This window comes from Klebsiella sp. 54, assembly GCF_018223875.1.
Taxonomy (GTDB): Bacteria; Pseudomonadota; Gammaproteobacteria; order Enterobacterales; family Enterobacteriaceae; genus Klebsiella; species Klebsiella quasipneumoniae.
In genome coordinates, this window is sequence record NZ_JAGRRA010000003.1 from 88766 (window position 1) to 113695 (window position 24930).

Genomic DNA, 24930 nt, shown 5'->3' on the forward strand with positions numbered 1-24930 from the left:
ACTAACCATTTGATTCTAAATATAAATCATCAAAGCCGCTGCTTTCGCCCCGACGATGACCGGCAAGCCATCCAGTATACCAGCAAAAAGAAATCTACGGTGCAGGGATTAATAAAGCCATATTTGTGATTCCGATCACACTTGTTAAATCCTATAATTAATTGCAGTTAAAAAATTAACAAACACATGAGTAACTTTCTATGGCTGAAACAAAGTCTCAACAATCAAGGCTCCTGGTGACGCTGACTGCGCTATTTGCAGCGTTCTGCGGCCTCTATCTTTTAATCGGCGGAGCATGGCTGGTCGTGCTTGGCGGCTCCTGGTACTACCCCATCGCCGGTCTGGTGATGCTGGGCGTGACCGTGATGCTGCTGCGCGGCAAGCGCGCTGCGCTGTGGCTGTACGCCGCGCTGCTGCTGGCGACCATGATCTGGGGCGTCTGGGAAGTCGGCTTCGACTTCTGGGCGCTGACGCCGCGTAGCGACATCCTCGTCTTCTTTGGTATCTGGCTGATCCTGCCTTTTGTCTGGCGTCGTCTGCCGGTGCCTTCCGCTGGCGCCGTAGGCGCGCTGGTCGTCGCCCTGCTGATCAGCGGCGGCATGCTGACCTGGGCTGGTTTTAACGACCCGCAGGAGATCAACGGCACCCTGAGCGCCGACGCCACCCCGGCCGCGCCGATCTCCACCGTTGCCGACGGCGACTGGCCGGCCTATGGCCGCAACCAGGAAGGTCAGCGCTTCTCCCCGCTGAAGCAGATTAATGCCGACAACGTGAAGAACCTGAAGGAAGCCTGGGTGTTCCGCACCGGCGACCTGAAACAGCCGAACGATCCGGGTGAAATCACTAACGAAGTGACACCGATTAAAGTCGGCGACACGCTCTTCCTGTGTACCGCCCATCAGCGCCTGTTCGCGCTTGACGCCGCCACCGGTAAAGAGAAGTGGCATTTTGACCCGCAACTGAACGCCGACCCGTCATTCCAGCACGTCACCTGCCGCGGTGTCTCGTATCACGAAGCGAAAGCGGATAACGCCCCTGCTGACGTCGTGGCCGACTGTCCGCGCCGCATTATCCTGCCGGTGAACGATGGTCGCCTGTTCGCAGTAAACGCCGACAACGGTAAGCTGTGCGAAACCTTTGCCAACAAAGGTATTCTCAACCTGCAGACCAACATGCCAGTGACCACGCCGGGCATGTATGAACCCACTTCCCCGCCGATTATCACCGATAAGACCATCGTGATTGCCGGCGCAGTCACCGATAACTTCTCTACCCGTGAGCCGTCAGGCGTGATCCGCGGTTTTGATGTGAATACCGGGAAACTGCTGTGGGCCTTCGATCCAGGCGCGAAAGATCCGAACGCCATCCCAAGCGATGAGCATCACTTCACGCTCAACTCACCGAACTCCTGGGCGCCTGCCGCCTACGACGCCAAACTGGATCTGGTCTATCTGCCGATGGGCGTGACCACTCCGGATATCTGGGGCGGCAACCGCACGCCGGAGCAAGAGCGCTATGCCAGCTCGATTGTCGCGCTGAACGCCACCACCGGTAAACTGGCCTGGAGCTACCAGACCGTCCACCACGACCTGTGGGATATGGACATGCCTTCTCAGCCGACGCTGGCTGACATTGAAGTCAATGGCAAAACCGTGCCGGTCATCTATGCTCCGGCGAAAACCGGCAACATCTTCGTGCTGGATCGTCGTAACGGCGAGCTGGTGGTCCCGGCCCCGGAAAAACCGGTCCCGCAGGGCGCCGCCAAAGGCGATTATGTGGCCAAAACCCAGCCCTTCTCCGATCTGAGCTTCCGTCCGAAGAAAGATCTGACCGGCGCGGACATGTGGGGCGCCACCATGTTCGACCAGCTGGTGTGCCGCGTGATTTTCCACCAGATGCGCTATGAAGGTATCTTTACCCCGCCGTCTGAGCAGGGCACCCTCGTCTTCCCGGGTAACCTGGGGATGTTTGAATGGGGCGGCATCTCCGTCGATCCGAACCGTCAGGTGGCTATCGCCAACCCAATGGCGCTGCCGTTCGTCTCTAAACTGATCCCACGCGGCCCGGGCAACCCAATGGAACCGCCGAAAGATGCGAAAGGCTCAGGCACCGAGTCCGGCGTGCAGCCGCAGTACGGTGTCCCTTACGGCGTCACCCTGAACCCGTTCCTGTCGCCGTTCGGCCTGCCGTGCAAACAGCCGGCATGGGGCTATATCTCCGCGCTGGATCTAAAAACCAACGAAGTGGTATGGAAAAAACGTATCGGTACTCCGCAGGATAGCCTGCCGTTCCCGATGCCGGTGAAACTGCCGTTCACCATGGGTATGCCGATGCTGGGTGGGCCGATCTCCACGGCGGGTAACGTCCTGTTCATCGGCGCGACCGCGGATAACTACCTGCGCGCGTACAATATGAGCAATGGTGAGAAACTGTGGGAAGCCCGTCTGCCAGCCGGCGGCCAGGCGACTCCGATGACTTACGAAGTGAATGGCAAACAGTATGTTGTCATCTCTGCCGGCGGTCACGGCTCGTTCGGCACAAAAATGGGCGATTATATCGTCGCCTATGCGCTCCCGGATGAGGCGAAATAAAACGCAAAACGGCAACGAAAGTTGCCGTTTTTTTTGTCTTGATCCCCTATTTCCACGCGCCAGGGCTATACCGCCCTAAACCGTGAACCCCAACATCATCCCGGTGTCTTCATGTTCCAGCAGGTGGCAGTGGGCCATATAGGCAAACTCCTTCGGCGCCGGATGATCAAACTTCACTAATACTTCACTCACGTCCCCTTCCACACGAACGGTGTCTTTCCAGCCGCTACGATGCGCCGCTGGCGGCTTGCCGTTTTCGCTAAGGATGCGGAACTGGGTGCCGTGAATGTGGAACGGATGCAGCATCATGTCGCCCTTGCCGGAGATGACCCAGCGTTCATACTCTCCTCTGGCGGCGGCAAACATCGGCACATTCATGTCGAAGGCTTTGCCGTTGATGCGGTTGGCGTTATGGAAATCAAACCCCTTAGCCGACGACATACCATGATTCATGCCGGACCCGTGGTTCATGTTGCTCATGTCGCCGTGGTGCATACTCCCCATGTCGCCCATCCCGCCGTGCCCCATCATGCCGTGATCCATTCCGGCCATCGCCTGATCGCCATATTTCTCCATCAGCGCCTGCATGCCCATCCTGTCAAGCATCGGATCCATCGACAGCTGGAGCTGACGCTGCGTCAGCCCCGTCAGGGACGGTAGCGCCGGCAGAGCGGCCAGGGTATCCAGCAGCTTACCTGAGGCAGGAATAACCAGCGGCTGGACGCGCAGTACCGGCTGTGGTTTATCGAAAGGCGCAATGGCCATGCCCATCTGGCTCACCGGCAGGGTCACCAGATCAAAAGGTTTACCGTCGCTGGTGTCCACCAGCACCTCAAAACGCTCCCCCATCAAGACCGGCAGTTCATTGACCTTCACCGGCTCCGCCAGCAGACCGCCGTCGCTGGCCACCACGTACAGCGGGCGCTTATCACTGGTCGCAAAATTGAGGGAACGGGCATTACAGCCGTTCAGCAAGCGCAGACGTAGCCAGCCGCGCGGGGCGGCATGTTCAGGATAGAGAGCGCCATTGGTCAACAGCGTATCGCCAAACCAGCCGACGGCGGCGCTCATGACATCCAGCTGATAATCAATTTCGCCAGCGGCGGTAAACTTCTTGTCCTGTACGATAACCGGTACATCATCGATTCCCCACTGCTTCGGCAACAGCAGGCGTCCGCTCTCTTCATCCTCGATCAGCACCAGCCCCGCCAGCCCCATCGCCACCTGCCGACCGGTGGTCCCGTGCTGATGGGGGTGAAACCAGCAGGTGGCCGCCCGTTGCGTTGGCGAGAAGCTCACCGTCCGAGTGGAGCCCGGGGCGATAACCCCCTGCGGTCCCCCGTCGACCTCGCCCGGGACCTCCAGACCATGCCAGTGCAGCGTGGTCTCTTCTGCCAGCTGGTTAGTAATGTCCACCGTGATGGTCTTCCCCTGCGTCAGCTGCAGCGCGGGCCCCAGCAGCGAGCCGTTATACCCCCAGGTGGTGGCGTTCATCGCGCCAAACTGCGTTTTGCCCGCCTGGATGGTCAGCGCGATACGGTTGCGCGCATCGGCCGTCAACAGCGACGGTACCGGCAGGGCCGGGCGACTGGCTGCAAAGACCGCACGGCTCCAAAGCGGTAACGCGCTGGCCATGCTGACCGCGGCGGTCAGTTTGAGGAAGTCTCGACGTTGCATATTCACATCCTTTTATTCTGCGGGCGAATATTTGAGCTTAAACCCTACCGTAACGGGAAGGTCAAGCAGAAGAGTGAGAATAAAGATCGGCGCTGTGTAAAGAAGTATGCTAATTTGAAGCGTCGGTGATCTAACGGTAGAAAAAATGAAGACGCTTTTCAGAACAATGGTACTCGGCAGCCTGCTTACTCTCTCCGCCAACAGCTACGCGCTCAGCGAATCCGAAGCGGAAGACATGGCTGATTTAACCGCGGTTTTTGTGTTTCTGAAAAACGACTGTGGCTACCAGAACCTGCCCAACACGCAGATCCGGCGCGCCCTGGTGTTCTTTGCCCAACAGAACCAGTGGGACCTGAGCAACTACGACAGCTACAACATGAAAGCGCTTGGCGAAGACAGCTATCGCGATCTCAGCGGCATTAACCTTCCGACGGCGAAAAAATGTAAAGCGCTGGCCCGCGATTCACTTAGCCTGCTGGCTTACGTCAAATAATTTCCCGCGCGGGCGGCAACGCGCCGCGCTTTTCCCCTCCTCACCCGCCTCTAATATTTACCATTATTATTTTATATAAAATAAACCTTATATATATCGCAATACATAAATCCAATAAATAAATTAAACCCGCACTAACAGCCTTTCCAGAAAAAAACAATAAAATATCCCTAATGATATATTGCAAAATAAAAAACAGCCTTTTAGAATCCGTTGAAAATATATCTACTTCATGGACTGAAATTGTGAATATCTCGCTGACTCTTCGTATTATTCCACTCGCCGCTATGTTATTAGCCGGCTGTAGCAATACCGCCTCTCGCCAGCAGGTAAAACCGCTCACCACTCCGCTAACGTCACAGCAGCAGGCAGAACAGGAGCGCGCGGCTAGCGAACAAGCGCGTATTGAATCCTGCCGACAGGCGCTGGACTCGCTAAAAGAGGTTAACCCACAGCAGGCAACCAAACTTAGCAATGACTTCAATGCCTTAGTGCGTGCGGCATCACAATACAACAGCGTGCGCGAGAAAGTGGCGGATCCCACCCGGCTTGGCATTGACTCCATGTATCAGTTTAAATCCATCAAACTATGCGCCGATATCCAGAAAACGCTGATCGATAGCCTGGTACAGCGGGGTGAAAGCAAACAGCCATGAACAGAGCCGCCACGCTGACCCTCAACGCGCCCCTGCTGATGCTCGTCGCGGCGCTGGCGCTTTCAACACCGTTCTTCGCCGGCGCCGCGCCGGCGTTTCTTGACTACGCCCAGCAGCAAACCCAGGCGCATGAAAAAAGCGATACTGCAACCGCAAAGCAAACGTCAGGCGGTCGTCAAAATGCGGATAATAAAAAAAAGACGCCTAATACCGCGCAAATGCAAAAAAGAATCGCCAGCCAGCAGGCGACCATTGAGCAAAAAGATAAAACTATTCAGCAATTAAAAAAACAGCTTGCTAACACTCCGGCCACCGAAACCTCCATCGCGAATGAGCAAGCGGCATTAAATAACAAAATAAAAGAATTACAGGTCGCCTTAACCGCCGCCACCGCGAAAAATGAGGCGTTAATAAAAAAAGAAAGCACAGCCCAGAATTCTATTCTGCAGCAAAGTCAGGCCGCCGCGCTGCAGCAGATCCAACAATTAACGTCACAGCTTCAGCAAGCCGAAGCTGAAAATAAACGGCTCAGCGCCATCCTCACCGCTCTGAATACGGATAAACAGACGCTCGCTACCCGGTTGGCTGCGATGGAAAAAGCGCAGCAGGCCGCTCCTGACCACGCAAAAGCCCTCGCCGCCGACAAGCAGTCGTTAACCACCCGGCTGGCCGTGATGGAAAAAGAGAAGCAGACCGCTCTCGACCAGGTCAAAGCCCTTAACGCCGATAAGCAGTCGCTGACAAACCGACTCGCCGCGGCAGAGAAGACGCAGCAGACCGCCCTCGACCAGGTCAAAGCCCTTAACGCCGATAAGCAGTCGCTGGCTAACCGGCTCGCCGCGGCAGAGAAGACGCAGCAGACCGCCCTCGACCAGGTTAAAGCCCTTAACGCCGATAAGCAGTCGCTGACAAACCGGCTCGCCGCGGCAGAGAAGACGCAGCAGACCGCCCTCGACCAGGTTAAAGCCCTTAACGCCGATAAGCAGTCGCTGGTTAACCGGCTCGCCGCGGCGGAAAAAGCGCCATCGAGCCGCGCCGATGCCGCCGTGGCGGCAAAAGATGAGCCCCCCGAGATGGCGGCCATAGTGGCGGCCTATCGCCTGCAGGCGGACAAAGATAACGCCCAGCTGCGGATGAAAGAGGATGAAATCCAGCTGCTGCGGACGCAGCTGACGGTCCCGCCGAGAAATACCACCGGCAAAACCGCCGCCAAACTCAGCGCGCCAGGTGAACAGCAGGCTTACGCCATCGGCGCCTCGATGGGTACAGAGGCGCTTAATGTCCTCACGACTCGTCGCACTCAGGGGGTTAACGTCGACGCCGACCTGGTGCTGCAGGGCATCGAGGATGCCTTCAGCGGCCAGCTTCGCCTCGGCGAACAGGAGCGTAACAAAGCGCTGTTTGACATTTCACAGCAGGTTTTCCAGAACCTGAATAAAATCGAGCAGAAAAACATCAGCGCCGGTCAGAAATACCAGCAGGCATTTGCGCGCAAAAAAGGTGTGGTCTTCAAAGAGGGCGTCTACAGCCGTATCGATTACCCGGGTAAAGGAAAAATTAGCGGCAACGATCTGGTGACCGTGGTGATCAAAGAGATGCTGACGGACGGAACGGTGATCAATGATATGGAGACGAAAGATCAGGCGCTTACCCAGAAACTGGATGCCTATCCCCCGGTATTTCGCGGGCCGCTGAAGCGCCTGCAGAACCACGGCTCCGTGACGCTGGTCGTCCCGCCCGACAAAGCCTATGGCAGTAAAGGGTTGCCACCGAAGATCCCCCCAGGCGCCACCATGGTCTATTCCGTGCGGATAGTGGATAGCCAACCCGCGCCGGCAAAATAGCCCTGTCTCCCCACCGCCCTCTCCGGGCGGTGCTGTTATTCCTGCCGCATTGCTGCAATAACCGCCGTGCATCCTCATCTATAGTTGTCTATGATGTTGCACTCGTTTTACGGGTGTAACAGATGTTAACGAAGGAGGAGCCTCACCGTGGCCGATAATCCACTGTGGCATGAAACGCTGCATGACCATTTTGGTCAGTACTTTAGCGTTGATAACGTGCTGTACCACGAAAAAACCGATCATCAGGATCTGATCATCTTTGACAACCGCGCCTTTGGCCGGGTAATGGCGCTGGATGGCGTCGTGCAGACCACCGAACGCGATGAGTTTATCTATCACGAAATGATGACCCACGTGCCGCTGCTGGCTCACGGCAACGCCAAGCATGTCCTGATCATCGGCGGCGGCGATGGCGCGATGCTGCGCGAAGTCTCTCGTCATCGCAGCATCGAAAGCATCACCATGGTGGAAATCGACGCCGGGGTGGTCTCATTCTGCCGCCAGCACCTGCCCAACCATAGCGCCGGCGCCTATGACGATCCGCGCTTTACGCTGGTAATTGATGATGGCGTCAATTTTGTTAACCAGACGACGCAAACGTTTGATGTGATCATTTCGGACTGTACCGACCCTATTGGCCCGGGGGAAAGCCTCTTCACCTCGGCTTTTTATGAAGGCTGCAAACGCTGCCTGAATCCGGGAGGGATTTTCGTTGCGCAGAACGGCGTCTGCTTCCTGCAGCAGGATGAAGCGGTGGGCAGTCATCGTAAGCTGAGCCACTATTTTCGCGACGTCAGCTTCTACCAGGCGGCGATTCCGACCTATTACGGCGGGATCATGACCTTTGCCTGGGCGAGCGACAACGAGGCGCTGCGCCATCTTTCCAGCGAAATCATTCAGGCGCGCTTTCACAAAGCCAACCTGACCTGCCGTTACTACAATCCGGCAATCCATACGGCGGCCTTCGCCTTACCACAATATCTGCATGATGCTCTGTCCGCACCGTGAAGCGAAATAAGGGGGTGAACTAAATTGAAAAAATTGAAGCTGCACGGCTTTAACAACCTGACCAAAAGCCTGAGTTTTTGTATCTACGATATCTGTTACGCCAAAACGGCAGAAGAGCGCGACGGCTACATCGCCTATATCGACGAACTTTATAATGCCAATCGCCTGACAGAGATCCTGAGCGAAACCTGCTCTATTATTGGCGCTAATATCCTGAATATCGCCCGCCAGGATTATGAACCCCAGGGCGCCAGCGTGACCATTCTGGTAAGCGAAGAGCCCGTCGACCCGCGGCTTATCGACCAGACCGAACACCCCGGCCCGCTGCCTGAAACCGTGGTCGCCCATCTCGATAAAAGCCATATCTGCGTGCATACCTATCCGGAGAGCCACCCGGAAGGCGGCCTGTGCACCTTCCGCGCCGATATCGAAGTCTCTACCTGCGGGGTTATTTCACCGCTCAAAGCGCTGAACTATCTGATCCACCAGCTGGAATCGGACATTGTGACCATTGACTACCGCGTGCGCGGCTTTACCCGCGACATCAATGGGATGAAGCATTTTATCGATCATGAAATCAACTCAATTCAGAACTTTATGTCTGACGATATGAAGTCGCTGTATGACATGGTCGACGTCAACGTTTATCAGGAAAATATCTTCCATACCAAAATGTTGCTTAAGGAGTTCGACCTTAAGCATTACATGTTCCATACCCGACCGGAAGAGTTGACCGCTGAAGAGCGCAAGGTCATTACCGACCTGCTGTGGAAAGAGATGCGCGAGATTTACTACGGCCGCAATATTCCTGCCGTGTAATGCCTCAAATGCCCGGCGGCGATTTTGCGCGCCGGGCCTGGGTTCTGCGCCGGCGGGAAGCGGGGGAAAGGTACTCGTCGCGACCCGGGGATGTGCCCTGCGCACGCGACGCTTAGCCGGGCTACGGTTTTCCGCAGCCCGGCGCAAAACGAGTCATCAACGCTGCTGCATAAACTCACGATAGGCGGCAACCACCTGCAGGAAATCCTCAACACCACACAGAGAGAGGCTTTCTTCGTCGTAGTAGCTCATCCCCTCCTCGATTTCGTCGCCGGAAAATTCCAGCTGATTGGCGCGGATCATCACCTCTTCGCCATCCAGCCACAGCGTATATTCATGTCCGGCACGCTGCCAGGAACGTTCACTGCCTTTCACGGTGCGCGCAGCCTGCTCCACTTCGTCAAGCAGAGCAAGATTGTCTTTCACCTCCTCGTTGAACCAGTGGCCAATCGCCTCGTGATCCATCGACATTCGCACCTTTACCACTCCGGTAATATCGCGCAGAAATTCGTAGTCCATCGTCTTTTCCTCTGCAAGGGCAATGCGTCACCGCTGCACTGTACCCATGGAGTAATTATCGCAGCAGACCGAAAGAAAAAAAGCGTAACAGGCAGGAGGTTTGGAAATAAAAATGCCCGGTGATGCAATGTTCACCGGGCATTGGGGAGTTTGTAGCCAAACGGTCAGCCAGGCTGACCGAATGGTTTTACACCGCGGTCTGGAAGATCACGCCGTCAGCTTTTTCAGTGTACTGATCCAGCTGGTTGAAGTTCAGATAGCGATAGGTATCTTCCGCTGTCTTATCCACCTGCGCCACGAAGGTCTGGTACTCTTCCGGCGTCGGCAATTTACCGAGCAGAGAAGCTACCGCCGCCAGCTCGGCAGAGGCCAGATAGACGTTAGCGCCGGTACCTAAACGGTTCGGGAAGTTACGGGTAGAGGTGGAAACCACCGTCGCGCCGTCGGCCACGCGCGCCTGGTTACCCATACACAGAGAACAGCCAGGGATTTCGATACGCGCTCCGCTCTTACCAAATACGCTGTAGTAACCTTCTTCGGTCAGCTGCGCGGCGTCCATACGGGTTGGCGGCGCCACCCACAGGCGAGTCGGCAACTGGCCTTTGTGGCTGTCCAGCAACTTACCGGCGGCACGGAAGTGGCCGATGTTGGTCATGCAGGAGCCGATGAACACTTCGTCGATCTTCTCGCCCTGCACATCAGACAGCAGGCGGGCATCGTCCGGATCGTTCGGCGCGCACAGGATCGGCTCTTTGATATCCGCCAAATCGATGTCGATTACTGCCGCGTATTCCGCGTCAGCATCGGCTTCCAGCAGCTGCGGATCCGCCAGCCATTTTTCCATACCCTGAATACGACGCTCCAGAGTGCGGCGATCGCCGTAGCCTTCGGCAATCATCCACTTCAGCAGGACGATGTTGGAGTTCAGATACTCAACGATCGGCTCTTTGTTCAGCTTGATGGTGCAACCTGCAGCAGAACGTTCAGCAGAGGCATCGGTCAGCTCGAACGCCTGCTCCACTTTCAGATCCGGCAGGCCTTCAATCTCAAGGATGCGGCCAGAGAAGATGTTTTTCTTACCTTTCTTCTCAACGGTCAGCAGGCCCTGCTTGATGGCGTACAGCGGGATAGCGTGAACCAGGTCGCGCAGCGTAATCCCCGGCTGCATTTTACCTTTGAAACGCACCAGCACCGATTCCGGCATATCCAGCGGCATCACGCCGGTCGCGGCGGCGAAGGCCACCAGACCAGAGCCCGCCGGGAAGGAGATCCCGATGGGGAAACGGGTATGGGAGTCGCCGCCGGTACCCACGGTATCCGGCAGCAGCATGCGGTTCAGCCAGGAGTGAATAACGCCATCGCCCGGACGCAGCGAGACGCCGCCGCGGTTCATAATGAAGTCCGGCAGAGTATGGTGCGTGGTGACGTCAACCGGCTTCGGATAGGCTGCGGTGTGGCAGAAGGACTGCATCACCAGGTCAGCGGAGAAGCCCAGGCACGCCAGGTCTTTCAGTTCATCACGGGTCATTGGACCGGTGGTGTCCTGAGAACCGACGGAGGTCATTTTCGGCTCGCAGTAGGCGCCCGGACGGATACCGGCAACGCCGCAGGCGCGGCCAACCATTTTCTGCGCCAGAGAGAAGCCGCGGGTGCTTTCCGCCACGTCTTTCGCCTGACGGAAGACATCGCTGTGCGGCAGACCCAGCGCTTCGCGCGCTTTGGTAGTCAAACCGCGACCAATGATCAGCGGGATACGGCCGCCGGCGCGCACTTCATCGATCAGCACATCGGTTTTCAGCTCGAAGCTGGCCAGCAGTTCGTTGGTTTCGTGGTTACGCACTTCGCCTTTGAACGGGTAAACGTCAATCACGTCGCCCATGTTCAGGTTTGACACATCCACTTCGATAGGCAGCGCGCCTGCATCTTCCATGGTGTTGAAGAAGATTGGCGCGATTTTGCCGCCCAGGCACAGGCCGCCGCCACGCTTGTTCGGCACGTTCGGGATATCGTCGCCCATAAACCACAGCACCGAGTTGGTGGCCGATTTACGTGAAGAGCCGGTCCCGACCACGTCGCCAACGTAGGCCAGCGGGTAGCCTTTCTGCTGCAGGGCTTCGATCTGTTTGATCGGGCCAACCACGCCCGGCTGATCCGGTTCAATGCCTTCGCGGGCGTTTTTCAGCATCGCCAGGGCGTGCAGCGGGATATCCGGACGCGACCAGGCATCCGGCGCCGGAGACAGGTCGTCGGTGTTCGTTTCGCCAGTCACCTTGAAAACGGTAACGGTGATTTTTTCTGCCAGCTGCGGGCGGTTCAGGAACCACTCAGCGTCGGCCCAGGATTGCATAACCTGTTTAGCGTGCTCGTTACCCGCTTTCGCTTTCTCTTCCACGTCGTAGAAGTTATCGAACATCAGCAGAGTATGGGACAGCGCTTTCGCGGCAATCGGCGCCAGTTTCGCGTCGTCCAGGGCATCGATCAGCGGGTGGATATTGTAACCACCCTGCATGGTGCCCAGCAGTTCAACGGCTTTTTCAGGGGTAACCAGGGGGGAGGTCGTTTCGCCTTTGGCGATCGCGGCAAGGAATCCAGCTTTAACATAGGCGGCTTCGTCGACGCCCGGCGGTACACGGTTAATCAGCAGGTCTAACAGGAATTCTTCTTCGCCCGCAGGCGGGTTTTTCAGCAGTTCTACCAGCGCGGCCATTTGGGTTGCATCTAAGGGTTTGGCAACAATCCCCATGGCGGCACGCTCAGCTACGTGCTTACGGTATTCTTCTAGCACGACGGTTCTCCTCGCTTCTCATTGTCATAATGCGGCCTACACCTCTTCAATCAATCTGCTTCGGTATTGGCAGTTTGCCGCCTTGACGCATCTTGAAGGATTTAGTGGCTGGGCGATTTTCTTCACGCTCCTGTGAGACAGCAGTTTGTAGGGTAAATGCCCGATACCGCGTCGGCAGCATAGCAGGATTTTTGAAAGGTGTTAATCTGTTTACAAAAAAGCAACATTAAAATTTAGCTGAATCGTTAAGGGCAGGATATTGCAGGCTTTCTGTTCAAATCCCGCGACAAAAATTCCTTTCCGCGTACAACGCCATGGGCCGATCCCAACAATCATCAATAAAAAGCCATACCGCTTACTTATACTCAGCAAACGCGCCGTTTTCGCCGATACTTTAGCGAGATGGGTTACTTTTTGGGTCAGGAGCTTCTATGTCACTGCCGTTCAAACCCCATATTATCACCCTGCTCTGTAGCGCTGGCTTACTCGCGGCGGCGGGAACACTCTATGTGCAAAGCCGTACTCCAGAGACGGTCACTCAGCCGACGGCGCAGCCTGCGCCAGCGCCAACGCCAGCCGCACCCGCCGCCGCGGAGCCGGTGGCCGCCACCTACACCCAGGCGCAGATTGACCAGTGGGTTGCCCCCATCGCGCTCTACCCGGACAGTCTGCTGTCGCAGGTGCTGATGGCTTCCACCTACCCGGACAACGTCATGCAGGCGGTGCAGTGGTCCCAGGATAACCCCACCATGAAAGGGGATCCCGCCGTTCAGGCAGTTGCCAGCCAGCCATGGGATCCCAGCGTCAAATCGCTTGTCGCTTTCCCTGCCCTGCTGGCGATGATGGGCGAGAATCCGCCCTGGGTGGAAAATCTGGGTAATGCGTTTTTGGCCCAGCCGCATGATGTGATGGACTCGGTGCAACGCCTGCGTGCCATCGCCCAGGAGACAGGGACGCTGAAATCTACGCCGCAGCAAAAAGTGATTGTCGCCGCAGCGGCGCCTGTGCCGGCCACCACTTCGAAAAGCAGCACCGTATCAACGTCAAGCACTACCGCGGCGGCGCCTGCGCCAACCCAGGTCATAAAAATAGAACCGACCGATCCGCAGGTGGTCTATGTTCCCAACTACAACCCCTCCACCGTCTATGGTACCTGGCCGAACAGCGCCTATCCTCCGGTCTATCTGCCGCCGCCTCCCGGGGAGCAGTTTACCGATAGCTTCGTCAAAGGCTTCGGTTACAGCCTGGGCGTGGCGACCACCTGGGCGCTGTTCAGCAGCATCGACTGGGATGATGATGATGACCACCACCATCACGATGACGACTACCACCGCGGCGATTACTCGCATAACGGCGATAACATCAATATCAATGTGAATAACTTTAACCGCATTACCGGACAAAACCTGCCGGGCGACCGCGTAAACTGGCAGCACAACCCCGCCTATCGCGGTCACGTGCCATACCCCGATAATACCGTCGCCCAGCGCTTTCATCAGGCCAACGTATCCGGCGGACTGAGCGCGACCCAGCATGCGCCGGTCGATCGTGAGGCGCAGCGCCAGGCGGCGATGACCCAGCTTCAGCAGCGCAGCGCGCCGACCGCCACGGCGGGCAACCTGGCGGCAAACACCGCCTCGCGCGATGCCCAGCGTCAGGCGGCCTCGGCGCAGTTGAAACAAGCCACCCAGCGCAGCAACTACCGCGGTTACGACAGCGAGCCGACATCGACCCAGCAGCGTCGAGACGCGGCGAAAGCGCAGTTGAAAAACCCGACGCCGCAGCAACAGCAGCGTAGGGAAACCATTAAGAGCCGCGAGCAGAATACTACACCGCAGCAGCAACAGCGCCGGCAGCAGCTCCAGTCCGCCACGCCAGCCCAGCGTCAGCAGACGGTCAGTCATCTGCGCGCCAGCGCCCTTAGCGGCAACGAAAGCCGCGCCCCCTCCTGGCAAGCGCAGCAAGAACGGGGACGGCAGAGTCGTCAGTTTTCCAGCGTAAACCGCGAGCAGCGCGACGGCGCCAGAGAGCGTCTTTCTGAACACCATGAACTACGCCGCCGCTGAGGATGAGCAGAATGAGAAACCCATTATCAATTGCCCTGTTCACGTTAATGCTGTCGCCGCTTGCCGCCTTCGCCCAGCAGCAGTATGCCACCCCCGAGCAGGCCGCAAACGCGCTGGCCGAGGCGATCGGCCAGCAAAATGATGCGGCGCTGAGTGAAGTGCTTGGCGATAACTGGCTGCATTTTTTACCCCCCGACGGGATCGACCCCACTGCCGTCGACCGCTTCCAGCGCGACTGGCAGGTGAAACATGTGATTGTGCAGCAGGGTGAAAAAGCCTGGCTCGACGTCGGTAGCGAAGCATGGCGGCTGCCAGTCCCCATCGTCAAAGCATCCCAGGGCTGGCGCTTTGATATGGCCGCTGGCGAAGAAGAGATCCTCACCCGCGCTATCGGCCGTAATGAACTGTCGGCGATAGCCGCCATGCATGCCTACGTTGACGCCCAGCAGGATTACTATCAACTGAACCACCGCTGGGCGCAGAAAATCATCAGTAGCGAAGGCAAAAAAGATGGTCTGTACTGGCCCACCTCGCCGGGCGAAGCGCCAAGTCCGCTTGGGCCAGCCTTTAGCCCGACGGTTCCCGGCAGCGGCTACCATGGCTACCGCTTCCGCATTATCACCGGTAGAGATGAGCAGAGCGTCGCCTTGCTGGCGTGGCCTGTGGCGTGGGGGGAAACCGGCGTGATGAGCTTTATGATCGATCAGCACGATACCGTTTATCAGGCCAATCTCGGTGAAGAGAGCGCGGCAAAGGCCCAGGCGATAACGCGCTTTGCCCCCGACGCTGACGCCGGCTGGCAGGTGGTCAATCCATAAAAAAACGCCCGGTTACGTATACGCAACCGGGCGTTTTCATTCACTTAGCCCTGGTGGGGCATCAGCGACGGATCGCCGGCAAAGGCTGGTTTCGTACTGGACAATGCCGATTCGTCAGCGCTGATGCTGCCGGAATTCGCCGCCCATACTCCTTCACTGGTCTTGGTCACTTGCTGATGCTGAGCATTCAGATCCTGGCCCATCGCCGCAATATGGGTCGTTTCCGTACCACCGCTGTTATCCGCCCACGGAATCGTGGCGTCAGCCGCGCAGGCGACACCGGATAAGCACGCTGCTGCGACCAGCGCTGTGGTTAAAAAGCGTTTCATCACACACCTCATTGATATCATTAACTACCTATAAGTTTACATAGTGACTATTTACAAAGTATGTATGAGGTGTAGCGGTTTATGAATAGCGACATAGTTCTAAACATCAGGCATAAAAAAAGCGGCTCCGGGAGCCGCTTATGCTTTTTGCCTGAAAGAAAAAGTTACTTTTTCTTCGCTTTGGCGTTCGGCAGGTCGGTGATGCTGCCTTCGAAAACTTCTGCCGCCAGGCCAACAGACTCGTGCAGAGTCGGGTGAGCGTGGATGGTCAGCGCGATGTCTTCAGCGTCACAGCCCATCTCGATAGCCAGGCCGATCTCACCCAGCAGCTCGCCGCCGTTGGTGCCGACAATCGCGCCGCCGATAACACGGTGGGTCTCTTTGTCGAAGATCAGTTTGGTCATGCCGTCTGCGCAGTCGGAAGCGATAGCACGGCCGGAAGCAGCCCACGGGAAGGTGGCGGTTTCGTAGCTGATGCCTTTCTCTTTCGCTTCTTTCTCGGTCAGACCCACCCATGCCACTTCTGGCTCGGTGTAGGCGATCGATGGGATCACTTTCGGATCGAAGTAGTGCTTCAGGCCGGAGATAACTTCTGCGGCAACGTGACCTTCGTGGACGCCTTTGTGCGCCAGCATCGGCTGACCGACGATATCGCCGATAGCAAAGATGTGCGGCACGTTGGTGCGCATTTGTTTGTCAACGCGGATGAAGCCACGATCGTCAACTTCCACGCCCGCTTTGCCTGCGTCGAGGTTTTTACCGTTCGGTACGCGGCCGATAGCCACCAGCACGGCGTCGTAACGCTGTGCTTCCGCCGGCGCTTTTTTGCCTTCCATGGAAACATAAATACCGTCTTCTTTTGCTTCAACGGCAGTCACTTTGGTTTCCAGCATCAGGTTGAATTTCTTGCTGATGCGTTTGGTGAAGACTTTCACCACATCTTTATCGGCAGCCGGGATGACCTGGTCGAACATTTCAACCACGTCGATCTCTGAACCCAGCGCATGGTATACGGTACCCATTTCCAGACCGATGATACCGCCGCCCATGACCAGCATGCGTTTCGGCACAGATTTCAGCTCCAGGGCGTCGGTGGAGTCCCATACGCGCGGATCTTCATGCGGAATAAATGGCAGTTGAATCGGACGGGAGCCCGCCGCGATGATGGCGTTGTCGAAGTTGATCACGGTTTTGCCGTTTTCGCCTTCCACTTCCAGGGTGTTAGCGCCGGTGAATTTACCCAGACCGTTAACCACCTTCACTTTACGCCCTTTGGCCATGCCAGCCAGACCACCGGTCAGCTGAGTGATGACTTTTTCTTTCCAGGTGCGGATCTTGTCAATGTCAGTTTTCGGTTCGCCGAAAACGATGCCGTGTTCGGCCAGCGCTTTCGCTTCTTCGATAACTTTTGCCACGTGCAGCAGCGCTTTAGAAGGGATACAACCCACGTTCAGGCACACCCCACCGAGGGTGCTGTAACGTTCTACGATGACGGTTTCCAGACCTAAATCAGCGCAACGGAAGGCTGCAGAGTAGCCTGCAGGACCTGCCCCAAGTACCACGACCTGAGTTTTGATTTCAGTACTCATCATGACCTCTGTAATTTATATCCGGCGGGTCTGACGCTATTATTTTTACGCCCAAGTCCACCGGGACGTTCTATCCGCGTGTATTTTACAAAATTGTTAACAATTTTTAAACAACAAACGGCAAACGATTTTGTCCTTTGTTGCTGATAATCCCAAACAGCCTGAGGTTATCAGAAAAAAGCCGGCCGTCAGGCCGGCTTTTTCAATTACATCACCAGGCGGCGAATGTCGCTCAGGGTGTTGTTGATGATGGTAATGAAGCGGGCACCATCAGCACCGTCGATGACGCGGTGGTCGAAGGACAGAGAAATCGGCAGCATCAGACGCGGCACGAACTCTTTACCATTCCATACCGGCTCCATCGCGGACTTAGACACGCCGAGGATGGCCACTTCCGGCGCATTAACAATCGGCGCGAAGTGGGTGGTACCCAGGCCGCCGATGCTGGAGATGGTGAAGCAACCGCCCTGCATTTCGCCCGCCGTCAGTTTGCCATCGCGCGCTTTCTTCGAGATGGTGGTCAGTTCACGAGACAGCTCGGTGATGCTCTTCTTGTTCACGTCTTTAAAGACCGGAACCACCAGACCGTTCGGGGTATCCACCGCCACACCGATGTTGATGTATTTCTTCAGTGTCAGACGCTGACCATCTTCGGAGAGCGAGCTGTTGAAGCGCGGCATCTGCTCAAGCGCAGCGGCCACGGCTTTCATGATGAAGACAACCGGGGTGAATTTCACGTCCAGTTTACGCTTCTCAGCTTCGGCGTTCTGCTGCTTACGGAACGCTTCCAGATCGGTGATATCGGTTTTGTCGAAGTGGGTAACGTGCGGGATCATGACCCAGTTACGGCTCAGGTTGGCACCAGAAATTTTCTGGATACGGCCCAGCTCCACTTCTTCGATTTCACCGAACTTGCTGAAGTCAACCTTCGGCCATGGCAGCATGCCCGGGATACCGCCGCCAGCGGCAGCCGCCGGTGCGGATTCAGCACGCTTAACAGCGTCTTTCACGTAAGCCTGAACGTCTTCGCGCAGGATACGACCTTTACGGCCGGTGCCTTTCACTTTCGCCAGGTTAACGCCGAACTCGCGCGCCAGACGGCGAATCAGCGGAGTGGCGTGGACGTAAGCGTCGTTTTCAGCGAATTCGGTTTTACCTTCCGCTTTCGCAGCCGGTGCCGCGGCAGGCTTAGCGGCCTGAGCCGGAGCTGCAGCCGGTGCCGGCGCAGCCGCTTGAGCCGGTGCGGCGGCAGGCGCAGCGCCTTCCACTTCGAAGACCATGATCAGGGAGCCGGTTTTGACTTTATCGCCGGTGCTGATTTTGATCTCTTTGACGGTGCCCGCGAACGGCGCCGGCACTTCCATAGACGCTTTGTCGCCTTCGACGGTGATCAGGGACTGCTCAGCAGCCACTTTATCGCCGACTTTTACCATCACTTCGGTCACTTCAACTTCGTCGCCGCCGATGTCCGGTACGTTAACGTCTTTCGCACCGCCAGCCGCAGCTGGAGCAGCCGCCGCCGGAGCAGCAGCCTGAGCAGGTGCGGCAGCAGGCGCAGCGCCCGCCACTTCGAAGATCATGATCAGGGAGCCGGTGGACACTTTATCGCCGGTGTTGATCTTGATCTCTTTCACGGTACCCGCGAACGGCGCCGGCACTTCCATCGAGGCTTTATCGCCTTCGACGGTGATCAGAGACTGCTCAGCCGCAACGGTATCGCCCACTTTCACCAGAATTTCAGTGACTTCAACTTCGTCACCGCCGATGTCCGGCACGTTCACTTCTTTCTCTGCCGCGGCAGCTGCTGGAGCAGCGGCGGCCGGAGCGGCTTCTTTCTTCTCTTCCTGCGCAGGTGCAGCGGCTGCTGCACCCTCGGCGGAATCGAAAATCATAATCAGTTTGCCAGTCTCGGTTTTATCGCCGACGGAGACTTTAATCTCTTTCACGACGCCAGCCTGCGGAGACGGGACTTCCATAGAGGCTTTATCGCCTTCTACGGTGATCAGCGACTGTTCAGCTTCAACTTTGTCGCCCACTTTGACCAGAATCTCGGTGATTTCAACTTCATCAGCCCCGATGTCCGGTACTTTGATTTCGATAGCCATTATTCTTTTACCTCTTACGCCAGACGCGGGTTAACTTTTTCTGCATCGATGTTGAATTTGGTAATTGCGTCCGCAACCACTTTCTTATCGATTTCACCACGTTTAGCCAGTTCGCCCAGCGCTGCAACGACCACATAGGAAGCATCGACTTCGAAGTGGTGACGCAGGTTTTCACGGCTGTCGGAACGACCGAAGCCATCGGTACCCAGTACGCGGTAATCGTCAGCCGGTACGTAGGTACGAACCTGCTCGGCGAACAGTTTCATATAGTCAGTGGATGCCACTGCCGGAGCGTCGTTCATCACCTGAGCGATGTACGGCACGCGCGGGGTTTCCAGCGGGTGCAGCATGTTCCAGCGTTCGCAATCCTGGCCATCACGCGCCAGTTCGGTGAAGGAGGTGACGCTGTACACGTCAGAGCCCACGCCGTAGTCTTTCGCCAGGATCTGCGCTGCTTCACGGACGTGACGCAGGATAGAACCGGAGCCCAGCAGCTGAACTTTACCTTTGCTACCTTCGATGGTTTCGAGTTTGTAGATACCTTTGCGGATACCTTCCTCGGCGCCTTCCGGCATGGCCGGCATGTGGTAGTTTTCGTTCAGGGTAGTGATGTAGTAGTAAACGTTCTCTTGTTTCTCACCGTACATACGCTCCAGGCCGTCATGCATGATGACCGCCACTTCGTAGGCGTAGGAGGGATCGTAAGAGATACAGTTCGGGATAGTCAGAGACTGAATATGGCTGTGGCCATCTTCGTGCTGCAGACCTTCGCCGTTCAGCGTCGTACGACCGGAAGTACCCCCGATCAGGAAGCCGCGAGCCTGCTGGTCGCCTGCCTGCCAGCACAGGTCGCCGATACGCTGGAACCCGAACATCGAGTAGTAGATGTAGAACGGGATCATCGGCAGGTTGTTGGTGCTGTAAGAGGTCGCCGCAGCCAGCCAGGATGCGCCTGCGCCCAGCTCGTTGATCCCTTCCTGCAGGATCTGACCTTTCTCGTCTTCTTTGTAGTATGCAACCTGCTCACGGTCCTGCGGGGTGTACTGCTGGCCGTTCGGGCTGTAGATACCGATCTGACGGAACAGACCTTCCATACCGAAAGTACGCGCTTCGTCGGCGATGATCGGCACGAGGCGGTCTTTGATGGATTTGTTCTTCAGCATCACGTTCAGGGCACGAACGAACGCGATAGTGGTAGAGATCTCTTTATTCTGCTCTTCCAGCAGCGGGCGGAAATCTTCCAGCGTCGGCAGCTCCAGCTTCTCAGTGAAGTTCGGCTGACGGCTCGGCAGATAGCCGTGCAGTTTCTGACGCTGAGCGTGCAGATAGGTGTGCTCTTCGGAACCTTCCGGGAAGGTGACGTACGGCAGTTTTTCCAGATCGGCATCGGCAACCGGCACGTTGAAACGATCGCGGACGTAGCGAACGCCGTCCATGTTCATTTTCTTAACCTGGTGAGCGATGTTCTTACCTTCAGCAGTGTCACCCATGCCGTAACCTTTAATGGTATGGGCGAGGATAACGGTCGCTTTGCCTTTGGTTTCCTGCGCTTTTTTCAGAGCAGCATAAACTTTCTTCGGATCGTGGCCACCGCGGTTCAGGGCCCAAATCTGCTCGTCAGTCCAGTCGGCAACCAGCGCAGCGGTCTCCGGATATTTACCGAAGAAGTGCTCGCGCACATAAGCGCCGTCTTTGGATTTAAAGGTCTGGTAATCGCCGTCAACGGTTTCTTCCATCAGCTGAATCAGCTTACCGCTGGTGTCTTTACGCAGCAGCTCATCCCAACGACCGCCCCAGATAACCTTGATAACGTTCCAGCCAGCGCCCGCGAAGATGCCTTCCAGTTCGTTAATGATTTTGCCGTTACCGGTGACCGGACCGTCAAGACGCTGCAGGTTACAGTTGATAACGAACACCAGGTTGTCGAGCTTCTCACGGGTCGCGATGGTGATCGCGCCTTTAGATTCCGGCTCGTCCATCTCACCGTCGCCCAGGAACGCGTAAACGGTTTGTTTGGAGGTGTCTTTCAGACCACGGTGTTCCAGATATTTCAGGAATTTAGCCTGATAAATCGCCCCGATTGGGCCCAGGCCCATAGAAACGGTCGGGAACTGCCAGAATTCCGGCATCAGTTTCGGGTGCGGATAAGAGGACAGACCTTTACCGTGAACTTCCTGACGGAAGTTGTTCATCTGCTCTTCAGTCAGACGACCTTCCAGGAACGCACGCGCATAAACGCCCGGAGAGATGTGACCCTGGAAGTACACCAGGTCGCCGCCATCCTGCTCATTGCGTGCGCGGAAGAAGTGGTTGAAGCACACTTCGTAGAAGGTTGCGGAAGACTGGAAAGAAGCCATGTGGCCGCCCAGTTCGAGATCTTTTTTCGATGCGCGCAGAACGGTCATGATGGCGTTCCAGCGGATCGCAGAACGGATACGACGTTCCAGATCCAGATTACCCGGATATTCCGGCTCATCTTCAACGGCAATAGTGTTGACGTAACCGCCGGTTGATGCGCCAGCAGCCACTTTCACCCCGCCTTTGCGGGCTTCAGAAAGGAGTTGATCAATAAGATACTGAGCGCGCTCAACACCTTCTTCACGGATGACCGATTCGATCGCCTGTAGCCAGTCGCGAGTTTCGATCGGATCCACGTCATTTGGTAAACGTTCTGACATGGGGGGTATTCCTTATCTATCTAATCGTTGATTAATCTGGAACCTGTCCCATTGAACTCTTCGTTCTTCACCTTTGAACAACCAAAAATTCAATAAGACAGGTTCTGCGTTTAGTTGCCGCGCTCTAAAAATGGCGCTTAAGAACCGGAGTTCTCGTCCTTTCGTTGCTGTAAACGACGCAGCGAGCGTTCTCTACGACTCTGCTCACGGCTACGGTCCAGCAAAATTTCCTCAATGAACGCCAGGTGACGGTGCGACGCCTCACGCGCCTGCTCCGGCTCCCCGGCCATTATCGCCTCGAAAATGCGAGTGCGATGGTTGCTGACCAACGGGAGCATTTCCCGGCGGGCATACAGCAATTCAAAGTTCTGACGCACGTTTTGCGCCAGCATCGGCTCCATACACCTTAGCAGATGGAGCAAAACCACATTGTGTGCCGCCTCGGTGACGGCGATTTGGTACTGGACGACGGCGCCGGACTCAGCGTCCAGATCGCCCGACTGCTGAGCCCGCTCAATAGCCTGATGCAGCTCGCGGATACGGTCGCGATCTTCATCATTGCTGCGCAGCGCCGCGTAATAAGCTGCAATGCCTTCCAGCGCGTGACGGGTCTCAAGCAGATCGAATTGGGATTCAGGGTGATCGGACAGCAGCTCGACCAGCGGATCGCTGAAGCTCTGCCACAGGCGGCTCTGAACAAACGTTCCACCTCCCTGACGACGAAGCAACAGGCCCTTGGCTTCGAGGCGTTGAATCGCCTCACGCAGCGAGGGGCGGGAAACGTCGAACTGTTTAGCCAGTTCGCGTTCAGGCGGGAGTTTTTCACCGGGGCGCAAGGTCCCCTCAAGGATCAGAAACTCCAGCTGCTGCTCTATCACATCGGATAATTTTGGTTGGCGGATTTTGCTGTAGGCCATATTCCCTGTCTCTGCCATTAGCCCGGAGTCAATTGGTCTTACCAATTTAAAGTTCGTAGCGCTAAAGTAACAAAGTATTCACCTTCTGTCCATACAGGTTTTGATTGAAATCAGTAAACGACGGACATTTTAACAACCTTACAGAAATAACATTTCAGAAATGTAACCTTGCACAAATGTTACGTTTACTCATAAAGAGGTAGCATTAACTTAATGGAAACGAAAAATTACGCTATCTGAACCGATTCAATGACCCAATAAATGAATATAAAGACAATATCATTGAATAAATAATCAGAAAGAAGCAGTGCGTCGGAATAATACAGAATGTGTCTATTGATGTCTTTTTAGACACATGGTCATCATCCCTTCATAAAGCAGGTGCATTCAAACGCGCTTACCACTATTCTCCCTGAGACGAAAGGCCTTTTTCTTAATTACCGCACCGCCTTCCGTAAACAAAACAATACAGAAACGGAAGTCGTTAAATACACAAACACAACAATATGTGCGCGCCATCACTCAGGTAAAAAGTGGGCCACGTCGCCCAAATTTTCGCTGGCTATGCTTTCTGGCAGGGACAGCAGTGAAGCAGCAACCTGACGGATGACGTACACAAAAAATAACCACACACGAGGTTTCATATGGAAGGTCAACAGCACGGCGATCGGCTGAAGCGCGGCCTGAAAAACCGCCACATCCAGCTCATCGCGCTGGGCGGGGCTATCGGCACCGGCCTGTTTCTGGGGAGCGCGTCCGTCATTCAGTCCGCCGGCCCGGGTATCATTCTTGGTTACGCGATTGCCGGTTTTATCGCCTTTCTGATCATGCGTCAGCTGGGCGAAATGGTGGTAGAAGAGCCGGTAGCCGGTTCGTTTAGCCACTTTGCTTATAAATACTGGGGCGGCTTTGCCGGCTTCGCCTCCGGCTGGAACTACTGGGTACTGTATGTCCTGGTGGCCATGGCGGAACTCACTGCCGTCGGCAAATATATCCAGTTCTGGTGGCCGGAAATCCCGACCTGGGCCTCAGCGGCGGTCTTCTTCATCGCCATCAACGCCATTAACCTGACCAACGTGAAAGTGTTCGGGGAAATGGAGTTCTGGTTTGCCATTATCAAAGTGGTCGCCGTTGTGGCGATGATTTTGTTCGGCGGCTGGCTGCTGTTCAGCGGCAACGGCGGCCCGCAGGCGACGGTACGTAACCTCTGGGATCAAGGCGGGTTCCTGCCGCACGGCTTTACCGGGCTGGTAATGATGATGGCGATCATCATGTTCTCCTTCGGCGGTCTGGAGCTGGTGGGTATCACCGCGGCGGAAGCGGATAACCCGGAGCAAAGCATCCCGAAAGCCACTAACCAGGTTATCTACCGTATCCTGATCTTCTATGTTGGCTCGCTGGCGGTCCTGCTCTCGCTTCTGCCGTGGACGCGTGTGACTGCGGACACCAGTCCGTTCGTCCTGATTTTCCATGAGCTTGGCGATACGCTGGTGGCAAACGCCCTCAACGTAGTGGTGCTGACGGCGGCCCTGTCGGTGTATAACAGCTGTGTCTACTGCAACAGCCGTATGCTGTTCGGTCTTGCCCAGCAGGGGAACGCACCGAAAGCGCTGCTCAGCGTCGACAAACGCGGCGTGCCGGTGAATACCATTCTCGTCTCCGCCGTGGTCACCGCCCTGTGTGTGCTGATCAACTACCTGGCGCCGGAATCCGCATTTGGCCTGCTGATGGCGCTGGTAGTCTCCGCCCTGGTGATCAACTGGGCGATGATCAGCCTCGCGCATATCAAATTCCGTCGCGCCAAACAGCAGCAGGGGGTCACCACTCGCTTCCCCGCCCTCTTCTACCCGCTGGGTAACTGGGTGTGCCTGCTGTTTATGGCCGCGGTGCTGGTAATTATGCTGATGACCCCGGGGATGGCGATTTCCGTTTGGCTGATCCCGGTATGGATCGCCGTGCTGGGCGTGGGCTATCTGTTTAAACAGAAAGCCGCCGCCACCATAAAAGCACAATAATACATCTCATCAATAATTCTC

18 protein-coding genes are annotated in these 24930 nt (G+C 56.3%); 9 read left to right on the forward strand and 9 right to left on the reverse strand.

From position 1 onward, the window contains the following. Position 1: 1 nt before the first annotated feature. Positions 2 to 94, reverse strand: coding sequence for a hypothetical protein (locus KHQ24_RS10160; RefSeq protein ID WP_226951095.1), 93 nt, complete (start codon positions 92 to 94; stop codon positions 2 to 4). Positions 95 to 200: 106 nt separating this feature from the next. Here KHQ24_RS10160 and KHQ24_RS10165 point away from each other — a divergent pair, with 106 nt between their 5' ends. Then, positions 201 to 2591: a glucose/quinate/shikimate family membrane-bound PQQ-dependent dehydrogenase gene (locus KHQ24_RS10165; protein ID WP_004204383.1), complete on the forward strand. Its 2391-nt coding sequence runs from the start codon at positions 201 to 203 to the stop codon at positions 2589 to 2591. Positions 2592 to 2666: 75 nt separating this feature from the next. Here the strand turns inward: KHQ24_RS10165 and cueO are convergent, their stop codons facing one another. Beyond that, positions 2667 to 4268, reverse strand: a complete 1602-nt coding sequence (gene cueO / locus KHQ24_RS10170; RefSeq protein WP_017901164.1) for a multicopper oxidase CueO — start codon at positions 4266 to 4268, stop codon at positions 2667 to 2669. A gap of 145 nt (positions 4269 to 4413) precedes the next feature. Between cueO and KHQ24_RS10175 the strand changes: the two genes are divergently transcribed. From KHQ24_RS10175 to speD, 5 genes are all read left to right on the forward strand, one after another. Beyond that, positions 4414 to 4761, forward strand: coding sequence for a YacC family pilotin-like protein (locus KHQ24_RS10175; RefSeq protein WP_004204381.1), 348 nt, complete (start codon positions 4414 to 4416; stop codon positions 4759 to 4761). Positions 4762 to 5006: 245 nt separating this feature from the next. Further along, on the forward strand, positions 5007 to 5417 hold the full coding sequence (locus KHQ24_RS10180) for a hypothetical protein (protein WP_004204380.1): 411 nt from the start codon (positions 5007 to 5009) through the stop codon (positions 5415 to 5417). Between the two features lie 590 nt (positions 5418 to 6007). After that, a complete protein-coding gene (locus KHQ24_RS10185) occupies positions 6008 to 7261 on the forward strand; it encodes an FKBP-type peptidyl-prolyl cis-trans isomerase N-terminal domain-containing protein (RefSeq protein ID WP_211777284.1) in 1254 nt (417 codons plus the stop codon). A gap of 147 nt (positions 7262 to 7408) precedes the next feature. Next, positions 7409 to 8269, forward strand: a complete 861-nt coding sequence (gene speE / locus KHQ24_RS10190) for a polyamine aminopropyltransferase (RefSeq protein WP_017901167.1) — start codon at positions 7409 to 7411, stop codon at positions 8267 to 8269. 24 nt (positions 8270 to 8293) lie between these two features. After that, positions 8294 to 9088 (forward strand): adenosylmethionine decarboxylase, encoded by a 795-nt coding sequence (gene speD, locus KHQ24_RS10195; protein WP_004204375.1) that lies wholly within the window; start codon positions 8294 to 8296, stop codon positions 9086 to 9088. 156 nt (positions 9089 to 9244) lie between these two features. Here the strand turns inward: speD and yacL are convergent, their stop codons facing one another. Both yacL and acnB read right to left on the reverse strand, forming a co-directional pair. Then, on the reverse strand, positions 9245 to 9607 hold the full coding sequence (gene yacL, locus KHQ24_RS10200; protein WP_004204373.1) for a protein YacL: 363 nt from the start codon (positions 9605 to 9607) through the stop codon (positions 9245 to 9247). Positions 9608 to 9794: 187 nt separating this feature from the next. Beyond that, positions 9795 to 12392, reverse strand: a complete 2598-nt coding sequence (gene acnB, locus KHQ24_RS10205; protein ID WP_004204372.1) for a bifunctional aconitate hydratase 2/2-methylisocitrate dehydratase — start codon at positions 12390 to 12392, stop codon at positions 9795 to 9797. 431 nt (positions 12393 to 12823) lie between these two features. Between acnB and KHQ24_RS10210 the strand changes: the two genes are divergently transcribed. Both KHQ24_RS10210 and KHQ24_RS10215 read left to right on the forward strand, forming a co-directional pair. Beyond that, entirely contained in the window at positions 12824 to 14458 is a 1635-nt protein-coding gene (locus tag KHQ24_RS10210; protein WP_124989059.1) for a DUF3300 domain-containing protein, read from the forward strand. 11 nt (positions 14459 to 14469) lie between these two features. Beyond that, entirely contained in the window at positions 14470 to 15276 is an 807-nt protein-coding gene (locus tag KHQ24_RS10215) for a DUF2950 family protein (protein ID WP_124989058.1), read from the forward strand. A gap of 44 nt (positions 15277 to 15320) precedes the next feature. Here the strand turns inward: KHQ24_RS10215 and KHQ24_RS10220 are convergent, their stop codons facing one another. The 5 genes from KHQ24_RS10220 to pdhR form a co-directional block, all read right to left on the reverse strand. Continuing rightward, positions 15321 to 15605 (reverse strand): hypothetical protein, encoded by a 285-nt coding sequence (locus tag KHQ24_RS10220; protein ID WP_004204367.1) that lies wholly within the window; start codon positions 15603 to 15605, stop codon positions 15321 to 15323. A gap of 164 nt (positions 15606 to 15769) precedes the next feature. After that, complete coding sequence (gene lpdA, locus KHQ24_RS10225) at positions 15770 to 17194, reverse strand: dihydrolipoyl dehydrogenase (RefSeq protein ID WP_002888731.1); 1425 nt, start codon at positions 17192 to 17194, stop codon at positions 15770 to 15772. Between the two features lie 206 nt (positions 17195 to 17400). Then, entirely contained in the window at positions 17401 to 19299 is a 1899-nt protein-coding gene (gene aceF / locus KHQ24_RS10230; protein WP_023319734.1) for a pyruvate dehydrogenase complex dihydrolipoyllysine-residue acetyltransferase, read from the reverse strand. Positions 19300 to 19313: 14 nt separating this feature from the next. Continuing rightward, positions 19314 to 21977 (reverse strand): pyruvate dehydrogenase (acetyl-transferring), homodimeric type, encoded by a 2664-nt coding sequence (gene aceE, locus KHQ24_RS10235; protein WP_004204365.1) that lies wholly within the window; start codon positions 21975 to 21977, stop codon positions 19314 to 19316. Between the two features lie 137 nt (positions 21978 to 22114). Then, a complete protein-coding gene (pdhR, locus tag KHQ24_RS10240) occupies positions 22115 to 22894 on the reverse strand; it encodes a pyruvate dehydrogenase complex transcriptional repressor PdhR (protein ID WP_002888699.1) in 780 nt (259 codons plus the stop codon). A 644-nt stretch (positions 22895 to 23538) separates the two neighbouring features. On the opposite strand from pdhR, the gene aroP reads away from it, so the two are divergent. Next, positions 23539 to 24909, forward strand: a complete 1371-nt coding sequence (gene aroP, locus KHQ24_RS10245) for an aromatic amino acid transporter AroP (protein ID WP_017901172.1) — start codon at positions 23539 to 23541, stop codon at positions 24907 to 24909. Positions 24910 to 24930: the final 21 nt, after the last annotated feature.

Bases quoted from the DNA above. Each gene is read 5' to 3' on its own strand.
- KHQ24_RS10165 (WP_004204383.1), top strand. From the start codon at position 201: ATGGCTGAAACAAAGTCTCAACAATCAAGGCTCCTGGTGACGCTGACT.
- cueO (WP_017901164.1), bottom strand. From the start codon at position 4,268: ATGCAACGTCGAGACTTCCTCAAACTGACCGCCGCGGTCAGCATGGCC.
- KHQ24_RS10175 (WP_004204381.1), top strand. From the start codon at position 4,414: ATGAAGACGCTTTTCAGAACAATGGTACTCGGCAGCCTGCTTACTCTC.
- KHQ24_RS10185 (WP_211777284.1), top strand. From the start codon at position 6,008: ATGGAAAAAGCGCAGCAGGCCGCTCCTGACCACGCAAAAGCCCTCGCC.
- yacL (WP_004204373.1), bottom strand. From the start codon at position 9,607: ATGGACTACGAATTTCTGCGCGATATTACCGGAGTGGTAAAGGTGCGA.
- KHQ24_RS10210 (WP_124989059.1), top strand. From the start codon at position 12,824: ATGTCACTGCCGTTCAAACCCCATATTATCACCCTGCTCTGTAGCGCT.
- KHQ24_RS10215 (WP_124989058.1), top strand. From the start codon at position 14,470: ATGAGAAACCCATTATCAATTGCCCTGTTCACGTTAATGCTGTCGCCG.
- KHQ24_RS10220 (WP_004204367.1), bottom strand. From the start codon at position 15,605: ATGAAACGCTTTTTAACCACAGCGCTGGTCGCAGCAGCGTGCTTATCC.
- lpdA (WP_002888731.1), bottom strand. From the start codon at position 17,194: ATGAGTACTGAAATCAAAACTCAGGTCGTGGTACTTGGGGCAGGTCCT.
- aceF (WP_023319734.1), bottom strand. From the start codon at position 19,299: ATGGCTATCGAAATCAAAGTACCGGACATCGGGGCTGATGAAGTTGAA.
- aceE (WP_004204365.1), bottom strand. From the start codon at position 21,977: ATGTCAGAACGTTTACCAAATGACGTGGATCCGATCGAAACTCGCGAC.
- pdhR (WP_002888699.1), bottom strand. From the start codon at position 22,894: ATGGCCTACAGCAAAATCCGCCAACCAAAATTATCCGATGTGATAGAG.
- aroP (WP_017901172.1), top strand. From the start codon at position 23,539: ATGGAAGGTCAACAGCACGGCGATCGGCTGAAGCGCGGCCTGAAAAAC.